Source organism: Pedobacter gandavensis, from assembly GCF_032678465.1.
GTDB classification, from domain to species: Bacteria; Bacteroidota; Bacteroidia; order Sphingobacteriales; family Sphingobacteriaceae; genus Pedobacter; species Pedobacter gandavensis_B.
Genome location: NZ_JAVTSK010000002.1, coordinates 185,450 through 201,411 on the forward strand (window position 1 = coordinate 185,450; position 15,962 = coordinate 201,411).

Below are 15,962 nucleotides of genomic sequence, written 5' to 3' on the forward strand. Positions count from 1 at the left end.
AAAATCGATGGATGACCGCCGTAACTATATTTTAAAAGAATCCCGCACAGAGATCAGCCGCTTACAGCTGCTCTCTGTGTTTTTTGAAGAGGAAGCGGTTTATAAAATATACCTGCGTAGCCAGGTGATTCATCAGCTATTTGAGCAGAATGAAGAATTGGATATTGATAAACTGGAGCTTTTTCATGTACAGTTTACTTCCAGTGTAATTGAGCTGCTCAGAAAAATCAAAAAAAATAATGAGAAAAATGTCAGCCTGATTTATGATGAAATTGAGCTGAATAAAGAACTGATTGAACGGATGAGTAATTCTGTTTTTACAGAACAGAATTTTAAGCTGGACAAACAGAAACAAGCCTTAAAGGTTAATTTATCCTTGAGGAAGTTGTTTGAAGTGCTTTCGGATTTAAGTACCGATTTTCCTTTTTCAAAAAACATCAACTCATTTAGCTCTAGATATGCTAAAGATTTTTATTATAACATTAGTCCGGATCAATTGAGCGAGTTAATTCAGTACGACCCTAAAGAGGTGTATTTGAATATTCATGCAACAATTGAAAGGAAACTAATGGGGACACTTTGTAAGTATGATTTTAAAACGGAATTTTTCTGCGGATTAAAGTCCGGTCAAATGATCATCGAGGTTTATAAGTTTATAGAAGTCGACCGGTATTTCCTCTTTTTCCCTAACCGGAACCTTTTTCTGTTCTGCGATATGCAAGTTTTGAAAGATGTGGACTGGACCAATAACCTCTCGGAAAAGGAAAAGATGATTCAGGAACTTTCTTATAAAAATGATAAACTGGAAAGTAGTGCTGCGGCACTTAAGACCCATATTCCACAGGAAATTATCGATCTCCTCGAAGAGAATTACCTAAAAATATCTGACATAGATTTCCTGGAACATTTGAACAATTTCGATGTACAGGCTAATATTTTAAAAGCAATGCTTAAAACCGATCTTTTTTAAGCATTTTTATCAAAGCAAATAACAAAACAATAATTTAAACATGGATAATAATTTAATTAATCATCCTGGTGTGATCATCGGGTTTGCAGTACTGGTCGTCGTTATGCTACTGCTGGATTTGGGCGTTTTTAATAAAAAGGTACATGCCGTATCCAGCAAAGAAGCTGCAATATGGTCTGTGGTATGGATTACTTTATCTATGGCATTTAGTGGCGTGATTTACGTGACTTCCGGATTTGAGAAGTTTACACAATTTCAGTCGGCCTATTGGATTGAGAAGGCCTTGTCTGTAGACAACCTCTTCGTTTTCATTCTCGTATTCGGCTTTTTCAAAGTACCAAAAGAATTACACCATAAAGTGTTGTTCTGGGGAATTATAGGAGCTTTATTGTTCCGCGCAATCTTCATTTTTGCAGGTGTGGGATTAATAAACCTGACTTACCTGCCAGAAATGACCTTGTTTGGTGAGTCAATTAGAATCAATGCTGTACTATTTGTTTTTGGTCTTTTCCTGATTTATGCAGGGATCAAATCATGGGTTTCAGATGATGATGACGATGAAGAAAAAGACTTTAGCAAAAGTGCAGGTGCACGATTAATTTATAAGTTCTTCAAAGTGAGCAAAGAATTTGATGGCGCCAAATTTTTTACGATAGAAAACGGGATTAAAATGGCTACGCCTTTGTTAGTGGTTGTTGCGGTAATTGAGTTTACCGATTTACTTTTTGCAGTAGATTCGATCCCTGCTATTTTTGCGATTGCTCCGGATGATCCGCTGATCTTATACACTTCTAATATTTTTGCAATTCTGGGCTTAAGAGCATTATACTTCCTATTGGCTAACTTCATCCATATGTTCAGTTTATTGAAATATGGCCTGGCTATCATTTTAGCATTTATCGGAGTGAAAATGGTGATTGCACCGTTTTATCATATCTCTTCACCACTTTCATTGTCGATCGTAGGTGGGGTATTGATCCTGTCGGTAATTGCCTCAATTATATTTGCACCGAAAGAGAAAGCAGTATAATTTTATAAACTAATTCGTTTAAAAAGGTCTGGGAATTAAAAAGCCAGGCCTTTTTTTGTTTCAGGTTTAGCCTGATCTGGTTTGTTATCTTTCGTTTAAATTGTAATTTTAGCGTTTAAGCCCTTAATTATGCAATATTCTTTAAATATAGGACTGCCTGATACTTTTGCTTTGGGGTATACCGAGGATCCGGAACAAGCATTGTTAGACCTTTTAGTTGGTCAGGAGGAAAAGATAGCATTCATGCTTCAGGGCTATCATAGCAGGGAAAAAGTTAGGCATGTAGATTTTGTTCAGGGGAGTTTACAGATAAAGGAAGATGGGCAGGGGAGCCTGACGGTAGTTTATCAATTGGAGGAGTTCAATGTTTGCAGTAATATCGACAGTGTAGATTCGGAGAAAATGACCTTGTCCTATTTAATTAATGAAAGTACACAGATACTCGAATTGAAGGGGATTGATATCCCGGAGCGGGAACCTGATTCTTTTGACTAAGCAGCTGGTTTTATAGGATTGATTTAATTCATCAGAACATCGAATTGGTAACACCAATTATGTAAAGGATAGATCATTTTGTTTATAGGAAGACTTATTTTTTTACCCTGAGAATCCCTTAGGTTTCCTCTTGGACCATGTTTAAAACCACTTTTATTCTTCGTCCCATTTACTGCATATCTAGCTTTTGCTCCTAGCGGAGATTTCTTACAACAAAGCTTTACCACATCATTTTTTAAAAGAACTTTTTCGAGAATATTATTGTTCGAAGGATCAATTACACTAAAGCCAAAATGATCTGCATATTTTACATTTGTGGTATCTAGTACGAGTGGAGGAGTTGGAACGTCGAATTTAATTAATATGGTATCACCGGAAACTGTAAATTTCTTTGGAATGAGACCATTACTTGGTTTTGATTCTAAGAGTCTGATGAGTGATAATCCAGCCATATAACCTATTCTTTTTTGAGATATGCCATCAATGTGAACACGTTCGTTAACAAATGAATATGGGTAGGTAGGACCGCTTGCTGTAAACATTTTGTCCTCAGAAATCAGGTCTAGTTGGGCCTGTGGAATAGCTGTTTCTTTACAATTATAGCTAGTTGCATTAAAATCATCAGCTAGTGTTAGGCAATTGGTCTGGTACAGAATACAAACCACATCCTCACGTTGTTTGGTAATCGCTTTAATATCTTTATTTAAGTCGGCTTGAAATCTTTTAAGGTCCTTTTTGTAGTTGCTGGACTTTCCCCATACAATATCATCTTCGCCTTGCATCCAGCAAAAGGCAGGCATTACAAAATCCCAGCCAATATTTGATGCTTTTTTATAAGCACCTTTTATTTCTTCGAGAAACTTTTTATAGGCTTTCGATCCTTTACTCATTTCATTAATTCCTGTTGCCCCCTTGCCACCAGGAAAAGTAGCGATTAACACACTGTCTCCCATTCCTTTTTTTAAAAGGTATTTTGAAGTCAGTTCAGCCATACCATAAACAGAGAGTTCGAATGATCTTTCTCTGGCATTCATCATCTTTTTTAGCCATTGTTTTAAATGTGTATCAGAGTGATAACCAAAGTTCTCGTCCAGATTTTCTGTAACCACCATATGATTTGTCTCTGAAGTTAAGGTATCAAAATCTGTAATTCTGATCGCTTCTTCTCCAAGTGCTAAACTTTGTCCATAAACAGGAATCGCCAATACTCTTTTCTTTTTTGAGCTTTTAGTTTGACAGGCTATAAATGAAAACACCACCAAAATTAGGACCAGGGAGAAGCGTTGTTTCATATTTATATGGATGATTTTTTTACGAACATAGCCATTATTTTTTAACTATGTGAAATGGGAAGATCCGGGTACTATTTTATGGTAAAAAAAAACCGGCAATTGCTTGCCGGCTTCTTTCTTATGATTGATTAAACTAATACAATGTAAATTCAACTCTACGGTTTTCCTGACGTCCTGCAGCAGTTTTGTTGCTTGCAATTGGTTGGTTTGGACCGTAACCTACTGCTTCAATGCGTGAAGGGTTAGCGCCTTGTGATACCAAATAAGCTTTTACTGCTTCTGCTCTGTCTTTCGATAAACGTAAGTTTAAAGCCATAGAACCAGTATTGTCTGTGTGACCTGCTAATTTAAGGCTAAAGTTTTTCTCTACTAAAAGTGCTGCAACACGGTTTAAAGTAGGATAAGATTTGGCACGGATTGTTGCTTTTCCTAAATCAAACTCTAAATTTTTAATTGCTTCAGATACTACTTTACGGTCAGCTTCAGTGATGATGATTTTTTCTTTGATGACTTCAGCTTTTGTTACTAAAGGACATCCTGAACCATCAACAACTACACCTGCTGGCGTGCCAGGGCATTTGTCAAATTTGTTTGCTACACCATCTCCATCATCATCTCCCATTTCTTTAGCATACGTTGCTCTGTCACGCTCTGCATTTTGTTCTGCTGTAGATAAGGCCCTTCTTAATTCAGCACTTTCTTCTGCACTTTCGCTACGTAAGTTAGCCAAAGAGCTGTAGTTCTGTAATTGAGGTTTTGATTTGCTACCCAATGCAAATTCGATACCTGCATGGCCGTAAGAGAATTTATCAAATTTTCCAGTGTTTAAACCATCAAAAGTAGCTGATTTTACAAAGTTTACATCGTAACCAAAGTCTAAATTAATCCCTTTAGCTACTCCTAATTTGAAACCAGCACCTACAGGAATAAAGTACTTTTCTTTGTAAGAATTTCCAGTTGTAACTGAACCTGCATAAGTATCACCACCAGAAGACATGTAGCCTACACCACCTTTAACATATGGGATCAACATGGCATTTTCATTATTGATGCTAATGTTAGCCAGGTTGTAAACTGCAGTTAATGCTGCAGACCATTCAATACGGGTGTTAAAGCCAGTGTTGTCCAGATATTGTGGTGTTCCAAGTGGGTTTAATGCTCTTGTACCTTTTACCTTTCCTGCAAGGAAATCAGCCTGAAGTCCTAAAGCCGGTAAAATTTGCTTTTTGATATAACCACCATATCCTAAGGATTCTTTGGCCGTGTTATAGTCACGTGTTGCGCCATTAAAGATTGTGTTTGAACTCAACACACCACCATGAACACCAATCGACCAGGTGCGAAACTCTTTCTTTCCAAAACGTCCTGTTGCATCTGGATTAGTATCTTGCGCGAATAATTGCGATGATGCGCCCAATAGGGTCACTACCATTGCGGCTTTTGTAATGTTAGATTTCATATTATTTTTCAATTAGATATTTGTGTTCTTTATTAGATGAACTACAATCCCTCTTGAAATAATCCTGCCAAACACATTTTAGCGCTAGAATAATTATGAATATCTTAGTAATGAGTTAGTTATTGGTTTTTTGTAAAAAGGTATGTTTTAGATGTATCTCGATCTGAACACTGGAAAAATGTCCAGTATTTGATACAGTTATTATAATTCGAAGCTTTCTCCAAGCTCAGGAATGCTCACTTTATAATCGATTTCCCGAAGCGCTTCGGCCAGACTTTGCAGGCTTTTGTCTTCTCCATGGACCAGGAAAACCTGCTTCAGTTTTGTAGGATCTTGTTGTTTTACAGTGTTAATTAGATCCTGATGATCACCATGGCCACTTAAAAGATCGGTTTTTTGAATGCTGGCGTATACCATCAGGTCGCGGTTTCGAAGCCTCACAATTGAGTCGCCGCGAAGTAAGCGGTGCCCTAAGGTGCCTTTTGAGCAGTATCCGATGAACAGGATGGTGCAGTAATAATTCTGGATATTATAATAAAGGTGATCTTGTATCCTTCCGCCTTCCAGCATACCTGCCGAAGAGATAATGATACATGGTTCGTGATAATTTGAAATGGAAATACTTTCGCGTTTATCATGTACATAGGAAAGTCCTTCAAATTCAAATTGATCTCCCTGATGTTTATAGAATTCCTGAGCTTCCTTATTTAATAAATGATGATGCTTCCGGTAAATACTGGTTGCTGATTCGGCCAGCGGACTGTCCACAAATATTTTTACATAAGGCAGAAGCCCTTTACTGAAGATCTGATTTAAAGCAAATACAAGTGCCTGAGTTCTACCAATACTAAAGGCAGGAATGATCAGTCGACCCGGAGATTTGATGCAGGATTCATGGATAATACTTACCAGTTTTTGTTCCAGACTCATTTCCTTGCTGTGGAATCTGCCGCCATAAGTTGCCTCAGAAACTAAATAATCGACTTCTGGAATGAGCTCAGGATCTCCCAGAATCGGGTAATTGCTGCGACCAATGTCGCCTGTAAAGGCTATCTTTTTTCGGATTCCCTGCTCTTGTAAAGTCAACACCACCGCTGCTGCACCTAGTAAGTGTCCTACCGGGATAAATTCCAGTGTTACCGCATCGTTGATATGGAAGGGTTTATGAAAATTCAGGGTCACCATTCGATCCATGGTTTCCATGACATGCTTATGCAGGTATAGCGGTTGTGGACCTGCACCTTTTTTTTTGCGTCCCTTCGATCTTTTAGTTTGTTTATTTAGAAAAATATTCACCGAATCGAGTAAAAGCAATTCTGTGAGGTCCGCAGTTGCCGGTGTACATAAAACCTGACCTTCAAAACCCATCCGGATTAGTGTAGGGAGATTTCCGGAATGGTCAATGTGCGCATGGGTAAGAATCACCACATCAATAACAGCCGGGTCAAAAGGAAAATACTGATTCTCTTCCTGATAGGTTTCTTTCTCATAATCCAGACCACAGTCGATGAGAATTTTGTAATGATCTAATTCCAGCAGATGCATACTCCCTGTTACCTGTCTTGCTGCTCCCCAAATGGTCAATTTCATATTTCCGGTGTTCCTTAAATGCAGCAATATATCAAATTATAAGCGATCAGTATCCATCCATTTGGAAAAATCAGTAATGCTGTATTCATAATTGACGCCTGAATTGTGTGTTCTACCGGAAATAATTTTCCATTTTAAAAGTTCATCAAGAAAAGTTGGCAGAGGAAGTTGAGACTGCTGGGCGGCTTTAACATAGAAGTCTTGTTTACTGGGGTGATCCGGGCTACAAACATTATATATTTTTCCAAATGCAGCCTGCTGAATCAGGGCAAGGGTAAACCCTATACAGTCTTCCTGATGTACCAGATTTACCGGTGCCTGACCGTTGGGGATGTTTTGTTTTCCAGCGAAAAATCTTCCTGGGTTTCTTCCTGGCCCAATGAGTCCGGCGAAGCGAAGAATGGTTGTAGAAAAAGAAGGGTTTGAGGTCAGGAATTGTTCTGTTTCCAGCATGGCTTTCCCGGAAGCGGTATCTGGTAGCGCAGGACTAGAAACCGTAATTTCTGAATTGGACTCTCCATACACGGCAGTGGAGCTGATAAAAATAAGCTGTGGTATTTGATGTGTCGCTGCTTGTGCTGCTATCTTTTGAATTTTCCCCAGGAAAGAGCTTTGTTCAGCCGTATTTCTTTTTGGAGGTATGGCGACTATTAATAGATCAGTATTAAAGAACTCCGGATCGGTTTCCACACTTTGTTCCTGGAAATTTAGTAAAAAGGGGAGGATAGATGAGGAGGAAAGGAGCTCCAATTTTTCTGGACTCGTGGTGGAGCCTTTAACTATGTATCCTTCATTGACCAGACGCTTTGCCATTGCTAAGCCATACCAGCCACAACCGAGAATGCTAATGCGAGGTTTTTTTTGAATTGAGGAATTGTTTTTCATTTTATGTGTTTAGGTAAAAAAAAAGGGGTGATGCCTTAGCATACCCCCTTTTGTAAATTGAATGTTAAGACTAAAGAACTACTACGTTTGAAGCCTCAGGACCTTTTTTTCCTTCATTCAATTCGAATTCTACGTTGTCTCCTTCATTTAATTCTCTAAATGAATCCCCTGCAATCGCAGAAAAGTGTACGAAAATATCTTTTCCTCCATCTTCTGGAGTTATAAATCCAAATCCTTTTGCAGAATTAAACCATTTAACTTTTCCTGTTGTACGCATATTATTATGTATATATTTCGTGGTGAAAATAATGAATTGAATATTAATATCAAAATCTTAAAATAAGGCTGTACTTTATTTCAAACTAATGAAATTTTATTCTGTTTAAACCTATCTTAGGGAAGCTTATTCATTAATCAAGATGATTATCCTGGAGATTGATTTCTCCATGTGATGTTCTTAATCAGGGTTATTCTATAATTGAAGGCCTGGATAGCAGCCGATTTTTGAGGTAAGTATTAGATGAGAATGATTAAATGAATTTCGTTATGAATGATCGTAAAAAACAACGTAAAAGCAGAATTTATGAAGAAAGAAATAACCTTGGTTTGGATGCTGATGGCTCATCTGAGGATTTTTCGTTTAATAGTTATTTGAATAGTGACCATGACCGGGTTACTGGAAATCCAGACGGGGAGAACGACCTTGAAAGTCCAAACAGCCCTGTTGATTACAACCCTTTGATGGACAAATAGCGCCTTGGCGTAACCAGTATAAAACCTCCTTTAGCTATATAAAATGCAAGATTATAGTTTGAAGAGTTGTAGAAAAATGCCCACAATGGGGCGTTTATTGGGAAAATTAACCTCCTTAATTAGAAGTTTATGACCTCCTCATTAATATTTTTAATATCGAAAATGATGCCCAATTGGCTTACATCATAGTTTAAGCCTTTATTTTTAGCTTGATTTTCCCAAAATAGAGGCTTGGCTTAATTTTTTCCTTCCCCATCTCATTAAACTATAGAAAAATGAGAGTATTATATTCATTATTGTTATTTGTTGTTGTGTTTTTAAGCAGCTGTAAAAAGGATAATTCTTTAGATAGCTCGTCCGACGAAAGTTTAAGGAAGGAAGGACTTTTAAGAGTTGAATGTAATAAATGCGTGATCAACTATCAGGTGAAAGGTAAAAACTATAAAGTGAGAGTAGATAGAGGAAGCGATGATATTGCTTTTTACTATGTGGATAACTTTTCGTTATTCACAGAAGTGGAGTCTAAAGAGCAGCAAAAGATTCGCGTTTTAGTGATGGATGCTTTCGGAAGAGTTGTGGGAAATGAATTAAAGGACTGGACAGAAGGTGAGATACGGCAGCAGACATTTTTGATTAAAATTAAATAATTGAGCTAAGCCGAAATACGCTGAGTAATAAAATTCCTGTTTTTTTTTAATCAAAGGAAGTTTAATCAAGGGTTTAACTAGAAAAAGTATTATGTTTACAGGTAAAATCAGTAACAACAATAGTACAACTAGCAACACTAAAACTGATCATGTCCATTATTTGGATATGTTTTTGATGTGGACTGCAGGTCTAACGCATACTAAAGAATACATGGAAAGTAAAAACGGTCACAAAAAAAACATACTAATTGTAGATGACGAACTAAGTATTCTTAAGTTATTGAGTTTTATATTAGCAGGAGACTATGATTTAATCATCAAGAAGAGTGGGATAGAGGCGATCGCCTGGTTAGAAGAAGGAAATGATCCGGATTTAATTATCTCCGACTTAATGATGCCTTATTTTGATGGAAGTTCTTTAATTAGGAATCTTAAAATTAGTGGTTTTTATAGAAATACTCCAGTTATCCTGCTATCAGGTGCTGAAGATCTTGCTGATAAAGTAAAAAATATGCCGTTTAAAATAGACAGTTATTTAGAAAAACCTTTTAATCCGGCAACCTTAAAATCTCAAATAGCTCAACTTATTTTATAATGAACACGTCTACAATTAATCGGCCTCAAATAAATGCGAAAATTGTGCATTTTGGGAAACTTCTAAAAAGTGTAATTACTGAGGAGTTTGATGCTAATGTAGAGCAAATGGATGATCCTGAGGATTTTAAAAGATATCTGGATCGTCAGTCTTTATTGACTCTACCAGACATTATTTTAATTGAAGTAGATGACAATAAGAACTGCTTCGATCAAATTAAAGAAATCAAAAGAAATCCTCTACTTCAGGGGTTGATTATTGTTTTGCTTGGAATCAAAGAAGATAAAAAATGGAGAAAACAAGCATTGGAGCTTAAGGTGAATGATTATTATACCTATCCATTTCCTTTGGAAGATTTTTGTGAAAGATTAAATTTTTTGGTTAAATTTAAGCTAATCAAACCTAAATTAATGGAACTCGCTCAACAGGTAGAGGTTGAATATCAAACCCCATTTGCCAAACGCGCTTTTGATGTCATTGCATCAGGGATAGCGCTGTTGCTTTTATTTCCTTTGTTTATAGTAGTAGCTATATTAATCAGAATCGAATCAAAGGGCCCGGTAATTTATAAAAGTAAAAGAGTGGGCGCAGGGTATCGTATTTTTGATTTCTATAAATTCCGCTCCATGCGAAGCGATGCAGATAAAATGTTGGACTCTATAGCTAATCTGAATCAATATGCCAGTGAATCTGATAAAAAGAACAGCAAAGCAGCTTTTGTAAAGTTTAAAGATGATCCAAGAATTACCAAATTGGGTTCTTTTTTAAGAAAAACAAGTATCGATGAATTGCCACAACTTATCAATGTTTTTATAGGAGATATGTCTCTGGTAGGAAATCGGCCACTACCATTATATGAGGCAGAACAGTTGACCACAAACGAATGGTCTACTCGATTTCTTGGCCCTGCAGGTCTGACTGGGCTATGGCAAATCAGCAAAAGAGGAAAGAAAGATATGTCTGAAACAGAACGTAAAGAATTAGACAACTATTATGCCGACAATTACTCCATACTCTTAGATCTTAAAATTATTTTAAAGACAATCCCTGCATTAATACAAAAGGAAGAAGTATAGCTGGAAACTAACCCATAAAATTAAACGCTTAGACACAACCCTCTTAACCACCTCAAATCATGAAAAATTTATTTAAACTCTCATTAATTGTATTAATGTTTATAAATCTGGATTCGTATGCCCAGGAATCCATAATTGGAGATATCAAGTACGCTGATTTGGAGAAATATATTTCATTAGCGAAGCAAAATTACCCAAGAAGAAAAGCGGTAAATGAAACAGTTACTAAAGCTAAAGCTGAAATACCTATTACTACCTTATCGTATTTAGACATTTTTAACGGCTCCTATTTTTATAGACCTCAGGATAAGACGGTAATTGATCCTATTAATCCATATAATGTAAATGGATTTCAGTTTGGTATAAATCTGAATCTTGGTGCATTTCTACAAAAACCATTTAATGCTAAAAAGGCAAAGTCTGATTTAAAAATTGCACAATATCAAGCTGAAGAATATGAACTGGCCATTGAAGTAGAAGTAAAAAGAAGATATTATGCCTATATACAACAACTAAATCAATTGAAGATAAATACACAAAGTGTACAGGATAATAAAAACGTAGCAGATAATTTAAAGTATAAATTTGAGAAGGGTGAAATCTCATTAGATATTTACAATCAATCTAGAATTAATTTATCGACTTCCTTAACCTCGAAAATTCAATCTGAAGTCAGCCTTTTGTCGGCGAAGGATTCATTGGAAGAGATGATAGGCATGAAATTAACAGACGTTAAATAACAACACTTATTATTATTTTACCTCAATGGATTTTAAGGATTTTTTAAAACATTTAAACCGATACAAGTGGCTGGTTATCATTGTGCCTGTTGTTACTGTTGTAATAACATACTTCATGGTAAAAAACATGCCAAAGGAATATAGTTCTGAAGTACAGATTTCTACAGGATTAGTAGATCAATCAAAGCAAGTTTATACAGAAGCTGGACAAGGGAGAGATTATTATCAAACGAGTCAGCAATTTGCTAATATTATGGAGAAGATGAAAATGAAGAAAATCATGAGTATTCTTTCTTATAGTTTGATACTACATGATTTAGAAAATCCAAAAAATCCATTTAAAAAATACAGTTCAAAGCTTGACTCATTATCTGCTACCCAAAGAGAGGAAGTCATTGCCCTTGTGAAAAATAAACTCGCATCAAAAAGTGTCTTAACGGTAGCTGATAATAATGAGAAATACCCACTATATGCTATTATTGAATCAATGGGCTTTGATGAAAAGTCAATTGATAAAAAGCTGAGTATTAGCCATACAGATGGTAGTGATTTTATAACGGTAAAATATCTTTCTGCTAATCCTGAGCTATCTGCTTATGTAGTGAATACCCTCTCAAAGGAGTTTATTTCGAACTATGCTTTAGATGTAAACTTCAATCAGAATAATTCTATGGTGATGCTGGACTCATTGCTTCGAAAGAAGGAGGAGGTCATGAATCAGAAGAATGAGGCGCTAAGGAATTTCAAGATGGCAAATGGTGTCCTTAATCTTGATAAGCAAAGTGAAATCGTTTATAGTCAGATCTCTCAGAATGAAGAGCTAAAAGCTCAGGCTATACGTTCTATACAGTCGAATCAAGGTGCAATTGCTGCAATTGAGGCAAAGCTTCGGGGTAGTGATCCCTATGTCGGTGGAAATATAGTTTCAGACAACAGAGATATCGTCAATATAAAAAATCAACTTAAAGTTGCCAACGATCGTTATATTGATGGTGGTTTTAAAGTTTCTGATAAGCGTAAAATTGATTCACTCAGTAATATCTTGAGTAATATGACTGCGCGCAATTCAGACAATAACATCACAGATCCAACTGTCTCAAAGCAAAATTTAATTCAGCAAAGAGCTGCCTTACAAATAGCCACAGATCAGGCTAAAAGTAGTATTGCTGCAATCGACAAGGAATTGGCGATGTTAAGGGGAAAGTATAATAAAATGGTGCCATTTGATGCAGGCATACAAAACTACGAACGTGATGCTGATCTTGCTACCAAAGATTATATGGAGGCATTAAATCGCTATAATCAGACAAGGACAGAACAGAACATTGGATTAAAGTTAAATATTGCGCAGTATGGTCTGATCGGTACGCCAGAGCCTTCTAAAGCCATTATTTATCTCGCCCTTTCAGGAATTGGAAGTTTCTCACTTTGTTTTATAGCTGTAATTGGTCTTTATTTTCTTGACAATAGTATTTATTCACCAAAACAATTGGAGCAGGTCAGCGGCTTACGTGTAATTGGCAACCTGACTTTAGTAGATGTAAAAGGTAATTCTATAAAAAGTATCTGGAATGATACGAATAATCCAGAGTATATTGCCTACAAAAACTTACTCAGATCTATTAGGCTCGAGATTTCCAATGAGATGGAAGCTGACGACAGTAAAATTCTAGGCATCACAAGTCTTGGAGAGTCTGAAGGGAAGTCATTTTTAGCCTCTAGTCTTGCACAGGCATTTGCTGTGACGGGGAAAAAAATTCTTTTGATTGGAGGGGAAAACCATGTTCCGGTAGCAAGTAATACAAAGGAACTCGTAACCAGAGAGAACTTTGAGACTTTCCTGGTTAAAAAGGAAATTCGTTCTGATGACCTTATTACTGTCTTGAATAAGAACAATGAAAATACTTCTCTTTTAGAACTGCAAAGCAATAAAAGTTTGAAAGCGGGTTTCGAAGCTCTAAAAGGAGAGTTTGACCTGATTATCGTTGATATCAATAGCATGAGAGATCTGAATGTGGCTAAGGAATGGTTGATGTTTATGGAGAAAAGTTTAATTGTTTTTGAAGTGGGTGGTGTGATTTCAGACACAGACAGAGATGCCTTGAATTATTTAAAGGAACAACCAGGTCTAATTGGATGGGTTCTCAACAAAATTCGGACGAATAGTAAAAACTAGACCTTAGTTTTAGCGTTCTATCTTCAATGAATAGATTTTAAAAGAGTTCAAATGCACAATACTCCCGGGTTAAATCAGCGTAGCAAAGTTGCGATTACAATCATCTCACTTGTCATACTCATTTGTCTCTGTACCTCTGTATTTATTGTGGAATTGGGTGTTTTAGCCCCTGCATTGGTCATTGCCATCTCTTGCGGGATTGCAATGCAGATTTGTTTTATACAAGAGCCTAAAATGATCATCTGGATGATGATTTTTTACATTTTCACTTTTGGTATCCTGGGAAGAGAAATAGGTGGTTTTCCTTATGGAACACTGCAGGAAGTGATTCTTTTGATGGGTTGGTTTACTGTGATCTTTACTGCCAACAGATATGATTGGAAGGTCTTGAATAACGATTGTGTCTGGCTGCTTCTAATCTGGCTGGGTGTTAGTGTTTTGGAGATTGCAAACCCTGCTGGAGCCAGTCCACAAGGCTGGTTACAAGAGATTAGGGCTGCGGCATTGTATCCTTTTCTATTCGTCCCCCTCGGTTTTCTTTTGTTAAAAAAGAACAAAGATTTAAATACTTTTTTGTATTTGATCCTGGCCTTATCTTTACTTGCCTCCTTAAACGGATTAAAACAGATGTATATCGGTTTATCCCCAGGGGAGCAGCGATTTTTGGATGAAGGAGCCGCAAATACCCATCTTATTTGGGGGAAATTGAGAGTTTTCTCTTTTTATAGTGACGCTGGACAATTTGGCGCATCTCAGGCGCATCTGGCATTAGTAGCCTTAATTTTGGCTTTAGGGCCGTTTAAATGGTGGAAGCGTGCATTGTTATTGATTGCATCAATGATTATGATTTATGGAATGATGATTTCAGGTACGCGAGGAGCTTTATTTGCTTTAATTATTGGCCTTATGTTGGCATTGTTGTTAAGCAAAAAATTTAAAGTCATGATTGTTGGGGGATTAATTGCCCTTTCTTTTATTGGCTTTTTAAAGTTTACCAATATTGGAAATGGAAATTATCAGATTCTTCGACTGAGGTCTGCTCTCGACACAAAAGATGCATCCTTGAACGTTAGATTGGTAAATCAAAAGATTTTACGTGATTATTTGCAAAGCAGGCCCTTTGGCGGTGGATTAGGAGTAATTGGCGTTTGGGGAGAAACCTATAATAAAGATAAATTTCTATCCACAGTACAACCTGATAGTTATTGGGTAAAGGTATGGGCAATGTATGGCATTGTTGGATTCATTTTGTGGTTTTGCATCATGATGTATATTCTTGGCAAGTGTTGTGGTATCGTATGGAAGACAAAGGATCATGGCTTGCGTATAAAGACTATGGCATTGACTTCGGGATATGCAGGAATTTTGTTCTGTAGCTATGCCAATGAGGTGATCAATACGGCACCATCTTCTTTTGTGGTGTATATTTCCTGGGTACTGGTATTTATTAGTCCTAAAATCGAAGAAGAATTAAAAAATCAACACATTAGAAGTTTAAAACCAAATAGATAATGCCATTCGAAATATTCGCTATCCCGGCTTTGATTTGCTTCTTAATTGGGTTTTTCAAAGGAAAAAAGAAAAATGAAAACTAATCTTAGTATTAATGTCTATAGTTGAAAAGATAAAATCTAGACCTGAATTAAAGAAGTTTGCGCTAAAATTGATGATTCCCAGCAATGAACATCGTCCGAGGCTTTGGGTGAGGTGGTTCGTAAATCCTTTTGTACATAAAAAAGGAAAGGATTCCATCATTAGGAACAGAACACGCATGGATGTCTTTCCTTATAATAAATTTACAATAGGTATTCAGTCTGTAATAGAGGATTTTGCTACCGTTAACAATGGTGTAGGTGATGTAATTATAGGTAATCAAACAATAGTAGGAATTGGTAATGTGATTATTGGTCCTGTAAGGATTGGGAATGAAGTTATGCTTGCTCAAAATATTGTGATTTCTGCTTTGAACCATGGCTATGAAGATGTTTTGATTTCTCCTAGAAGACAAAAAGAAAGCTGTAAACAGGTCACAATTGAGGATGATGTCTGGGTAGGAGCCAATTCGGTAATTACTGCTGGGGTGACACTCGGAAAGCATTGTATAATAGGTGCAGGAAGTATAGTAACCAAAGATATTCCTCCTTTTAGTGTTGCTGTTGGTAATCCGGCAAGAGTCATTAAACAATACAATGCAATTTCTGGAATTTGGGAAAGGGTAGCACCAAAAGACAATTAATTGATAACAGTAAGAATC

At 36.6% G+C, this 15,962-nt stretch carries 16 protein-coding genes; 11 read left to right on the plus strand and 5 right to left on the minus strand.

Annotated elements, in window-relative coordinates:
• Nucleotides 1-7: 7 nt before the first annotated feature.
• The 3 genes from R2Q94_RS03850 to R2Q94_RS03860 all read left to right on the plus strand — a co-directional run bounded on the left by R2Q94_RS03850 (nucleotide 8) and on the right by R2Q94_RS03860 (nucleotide 2,495).
• Entirely contained in the window at nucleotides 8-970 is a 963-nt protein-coding gene (locus tag R2Q94_RS03850; RefSeq protein ID WP_316820117.1) for a hypothetical protein, read from the plus strand.
• 40 nt (nucleotides 971-1,010) lie between these two features.
• Nucleotides 1,011-2,000: a TerC/Alx family metal homeostasis membrane protein gene (locus R2Q94_RS03855; RefSeq protein ID WP_316820118.1), complete on the plus strand. Its 990-nt coding sequence runs from the start codon at nucleotides 1,011-1,013 to the stop codon at nucleotides 1,998-2,000.
• Nucleotides 2,001-2,129: 129 nt separating this feature from the next.
• A complete protein-coding gene (locus R2Q94_RS03860) occupies nucleotides 2,130-2,495 on the plus strand; it encodes a hypothetical protein (RefSeq protein WP_316820119.1) in 366 nt (121 codons plus the stop codon).
• A gap of 23 nt (nucleotides 2,496-2,518) precedes the next feature.
• Here R2Q94_RS03860 and R2Q94_RS03865 read toward each other — a convergent pair whose 3' ends face one another.
• The 5 genes from R2Q94_RS03865 to R2Q94_RS03885 all read right to left on the minus strand — a co-directional run bounded on the left by R2Q94_RS03865 (nucleotide 2,519) and on the right by R2Q94_RS03885 (nucleotide 7,998).
• On the minus strand, nucleotides 2,519-3,787 hold the full coding sequence (locus R2Q94_RS03865) for a sialate O-acetylesterase (protein ID WP_316820120.1): 1,269 nt from the start codon (nucleotides 3,785-3,787) through the stop codon (nucleotides 2,519-2,521).
• A gap of 133 nt (nucleotides 3,788-3,920) precedes the next feature.
• Complete coding sequence (locus R2Q94_RS03870; protein WP_316820121.1) at nucleotides 3,921-5,246, minus strand: OmpA family protein; 1,326 nt, start codon at nucleotides 5,244-5,246, stop codon at nucleotides 3,921-3,923.
• 201 nt (nucleotides 5,247-5,447) lie between these two features.
• Nucleotides 5,448-6,836, minus strand: a complete 1,389-nt coding sequence (locus R2Q94_RS03875; protein ID WP_316820122.1) for an MBL fold metallo-hydrolase — start codon at nucleotides 6,834-6,836, stop codon at nucleotides 5,448-5,450.
• Nucleotides 6,837-6,872: 36 nt separating this feature from the next.
• The gene (locus R2Q94_RS03880; RefSeq protein ID WP_316820123.1) at nucleotides 6,873-7,721 is read right to left on the minus strand and encodes an SDR family oxidoreductase; all 849 of its coding nucleotides are present in this window, start codon (nucleotides 7,719-7,721) and stop codon (nucleotides 6,873-6,875) included.
• A gap of 70 nt (nucleotides 7,722-7,791) precedes the next feature.
• Entirely contained in the window at nucleotides 7,792-7,998 is a 207-nt protein-coding gene (locus R2Q94_RS03885; RefSeq protein ID WP_316820124.1) for a cold-shock protein, read from the minus strand.
• Between the two features lie 269 nt (nucleotides 7,999-8,267).
• Between R2Q94_RS03885 and R2Q94_RS03890 the strand changes: the two genes are divergently transcribed.
• The 8 genes from R2Q94_RS03890 to R2Q94_RS03925 all read left to right on the plus strand — a co-directional run bounded on the left by R2Q94_RS03890 (nucleotide 8,268) and on the right by R2Q94_RS03925 (nucleotide 15,944).
• Nucleotides 8,268-8,474: a hypothetical protein gene (locus tag R2Q94_RS03890; protein WP_316820125.1), complete on the plus strand. Its 207-nt coding sequence runs from the start codon at nucleotides 8,268-8,270 to the stop codon at nucleotides 8,472-8,474.
• A 275-nt stretch (nucleotides 8,475-8,749) separates the two neighbouring features.
• Nucleotides 8,750-9,121, plus strand: a complete 372-nt coding sequence (locus R2Q94_RS03895; RefSeq protein ID WP_316820126.1) for a hypothetical protein — start codon at nucleotides 8,750-8,752, stop codon at nucleotides 9,119-9,121.
• Nucleotides 9,122-9,212: 91 nt separating this feature from the next.
• The gene (locus R2Q94_RS03900; protein WP_316820127.1) at nucleotides 9,213-9,716 is read left to right on the plus strand and encodes a response regulator; all 504 of its coding nucleotides are present in this window, start codon (nucleotides 9,213-9,215) and stop codon (nucleotides 9,714-9,716) included.
• A complete protein-coding gene (locus R2Q94_RS03905) occupies nucleotides 9,716-10,792 on the plus strand; it encodes a sugar transferase (protein ID WP_316820128.1) in 1,077 nt (358 codons plus the stop codon). Before R2Q94_RS03900 ends, R2Q94_RS03905 begins: the two co-directional genes overlap by 1 nt.
• A gap of 59 nt (nucleotides 10,793-10,851) precedes the next feature.
• Nucleotides 10,852-11,532 (plus strand): TolC family protein, encoded by a 681-nt coding sequence (locus R2Q94_RS03910; RefSeq protein ID WP_316820129.1) that lies wholly within the window; start codon nucleotides 10,852-10,854, stop codon nucleotides 11,530-11,532.
• Nucleotides 11,533-11,557: 25 nt separating this feature from the next.
• Entirely contained in the window at nucleotides 11,558-13,708 is a 2,151-nt protein-coding gene (locus tag R2Q94_RS03915; protein WP_316820130.1) for an exopolysaccharide transport family protein, read from the plus strand.
• A gap of 51 nt (nucleotides 13,709-13,759) precedes the next feature.
• Complete coding sequence (locus R2Q94_RS03920; protein WP_316820131.1) at nucleotides 13,760-15,220, plus strand: O-antigen ligase family protein; 1,461 nt, start codon at nucleotides 13,760-13,762, stop codon at nucleotides 15,218-15,220.
• A gap of 94 nt (nucleotides 15,221-15,314) precedes the next feature.
• Entirely contained in the window at nucleotides 15,315-15,944 is a 630-nt protein-coding gene (locus R2Q94_RS03925) for an acyltransferase (RefSeq protein ID WP_316820132.1), read from the plus strand.
• Nucleotides 15,945-15,962 lie beyond the last annotated feature (18 nt).

Bases quoted from the DNA above. Each gene is read 5' to 3' on its own strand.
- R2Q94_RS03850 (WP_316820117.1), top strand. From the start codon at position 8: ATGGATGACCGCCGTAACTATATTTTAAAAGAATCCCGCACAGAGATC.
- R2Q94_RS03855 (WP_316820118.1), top strand. From the start codon at position 1,011: ATGGATAATAATTTAATTAATCATCCTGGTGTGATCATCGGGTTTGCA.
- R2Q94_RS03860 (WP_316820119.1), top strand. From the start codon at position 2,130: ATGCAATATTCTTTAAATATAGGACTGCCTGATACTTTTGCTTTGGGG.
- R2Q94_RS03865 (WP_316820120.1), bottom strand. From the start codon at position 3,787: ATGAAACAACGCTTCTCCCTGGTCCTAATTTTGGTGGTGTTTTCATTT.
- R2Q94_RS03870 (WP_316820121.1), bottom strand. From the start codon at position 5,246: ATGAAATCTAACATTACAAAAGCCGCAATGGTAGTGACCCTATTGGGC.
- R2Q94_RS03875 (WP_316820122.1), bottom strand. From the start codon at position 6,836: ATGAAATTGACCATTTGGGGAGCAGCAAGACAGGTAACAGGGAGTATG.
- R2Q94_RS03880 (WP_316820123.1), bottom strand. From the start codon at position 7,721: ATGAAAAACAATTCCTCAATTCAAAAAAAACCTCGCATTAGCATTCTC.
- R2Q94_RS03885 (WP_316820124.1), bottom strand. From the start codon at position 7,998: ATGCGTACAACAGGAAAAGTTAAATGGTTTAATTCTGCAAAAGGATTT.
- R2Q94_RS03890 (WP_316820125.1), top strand. From the start codon at position 8,268: ATGAATGATCGTAAAAAACAACGTAAAAGCAGAATTTATGAAGAAAGA.
- R2Q94_RS03895 (WP_316820126.1), top strand. From the start codon at position 8,750: ATGAGAGTATTATATTCATTATTGTTATTTGTTGTTGTGTTTTTAAGC.
- R2Q94_RS03900 (WP_316820127.1), top strand. From the start codon at position 9,213: ATGTTTACAGGTAAAATCAGTAACAACAATAGTACAACTAGCAACACT.
- R2Q94_RS03905 (WP_316820128.1), top strand. From the start codon at position 9,716: ATGAACACGTCTACAATTAATCGGCCTCAAATAAATGCGAAAATTGTG.
- R2Q94_RS03910 (WP_316820129.1), top strand. From the start codon at position 10,852: ATGAAAAATTTATTTAAACTCTCATTAATTGTATTAATGTTTATAAAT.
- R2Q94_RS03915 (WP_316820130.1), top strand. From the start codon at position 11,558: ATGGATTTTAAGGATTTTTTAAAACATTTAAACCGATACAAGTGGCTG.
- R2Q94_RS03920 (WP_316820131.1), top strand. From the start codon at position 13,760: ATGCACAATACTCCCGGGTTAAATCAGCGTAGCAAAGTTGCGATTACA.
- R2Q94_RS03925 (WP_316820132.1), top strand. From the start codon at position 15,315: ATGTCTATAGTTGAAAAGATAAAATCTAGACCTGAATTAAAGAAGTTT.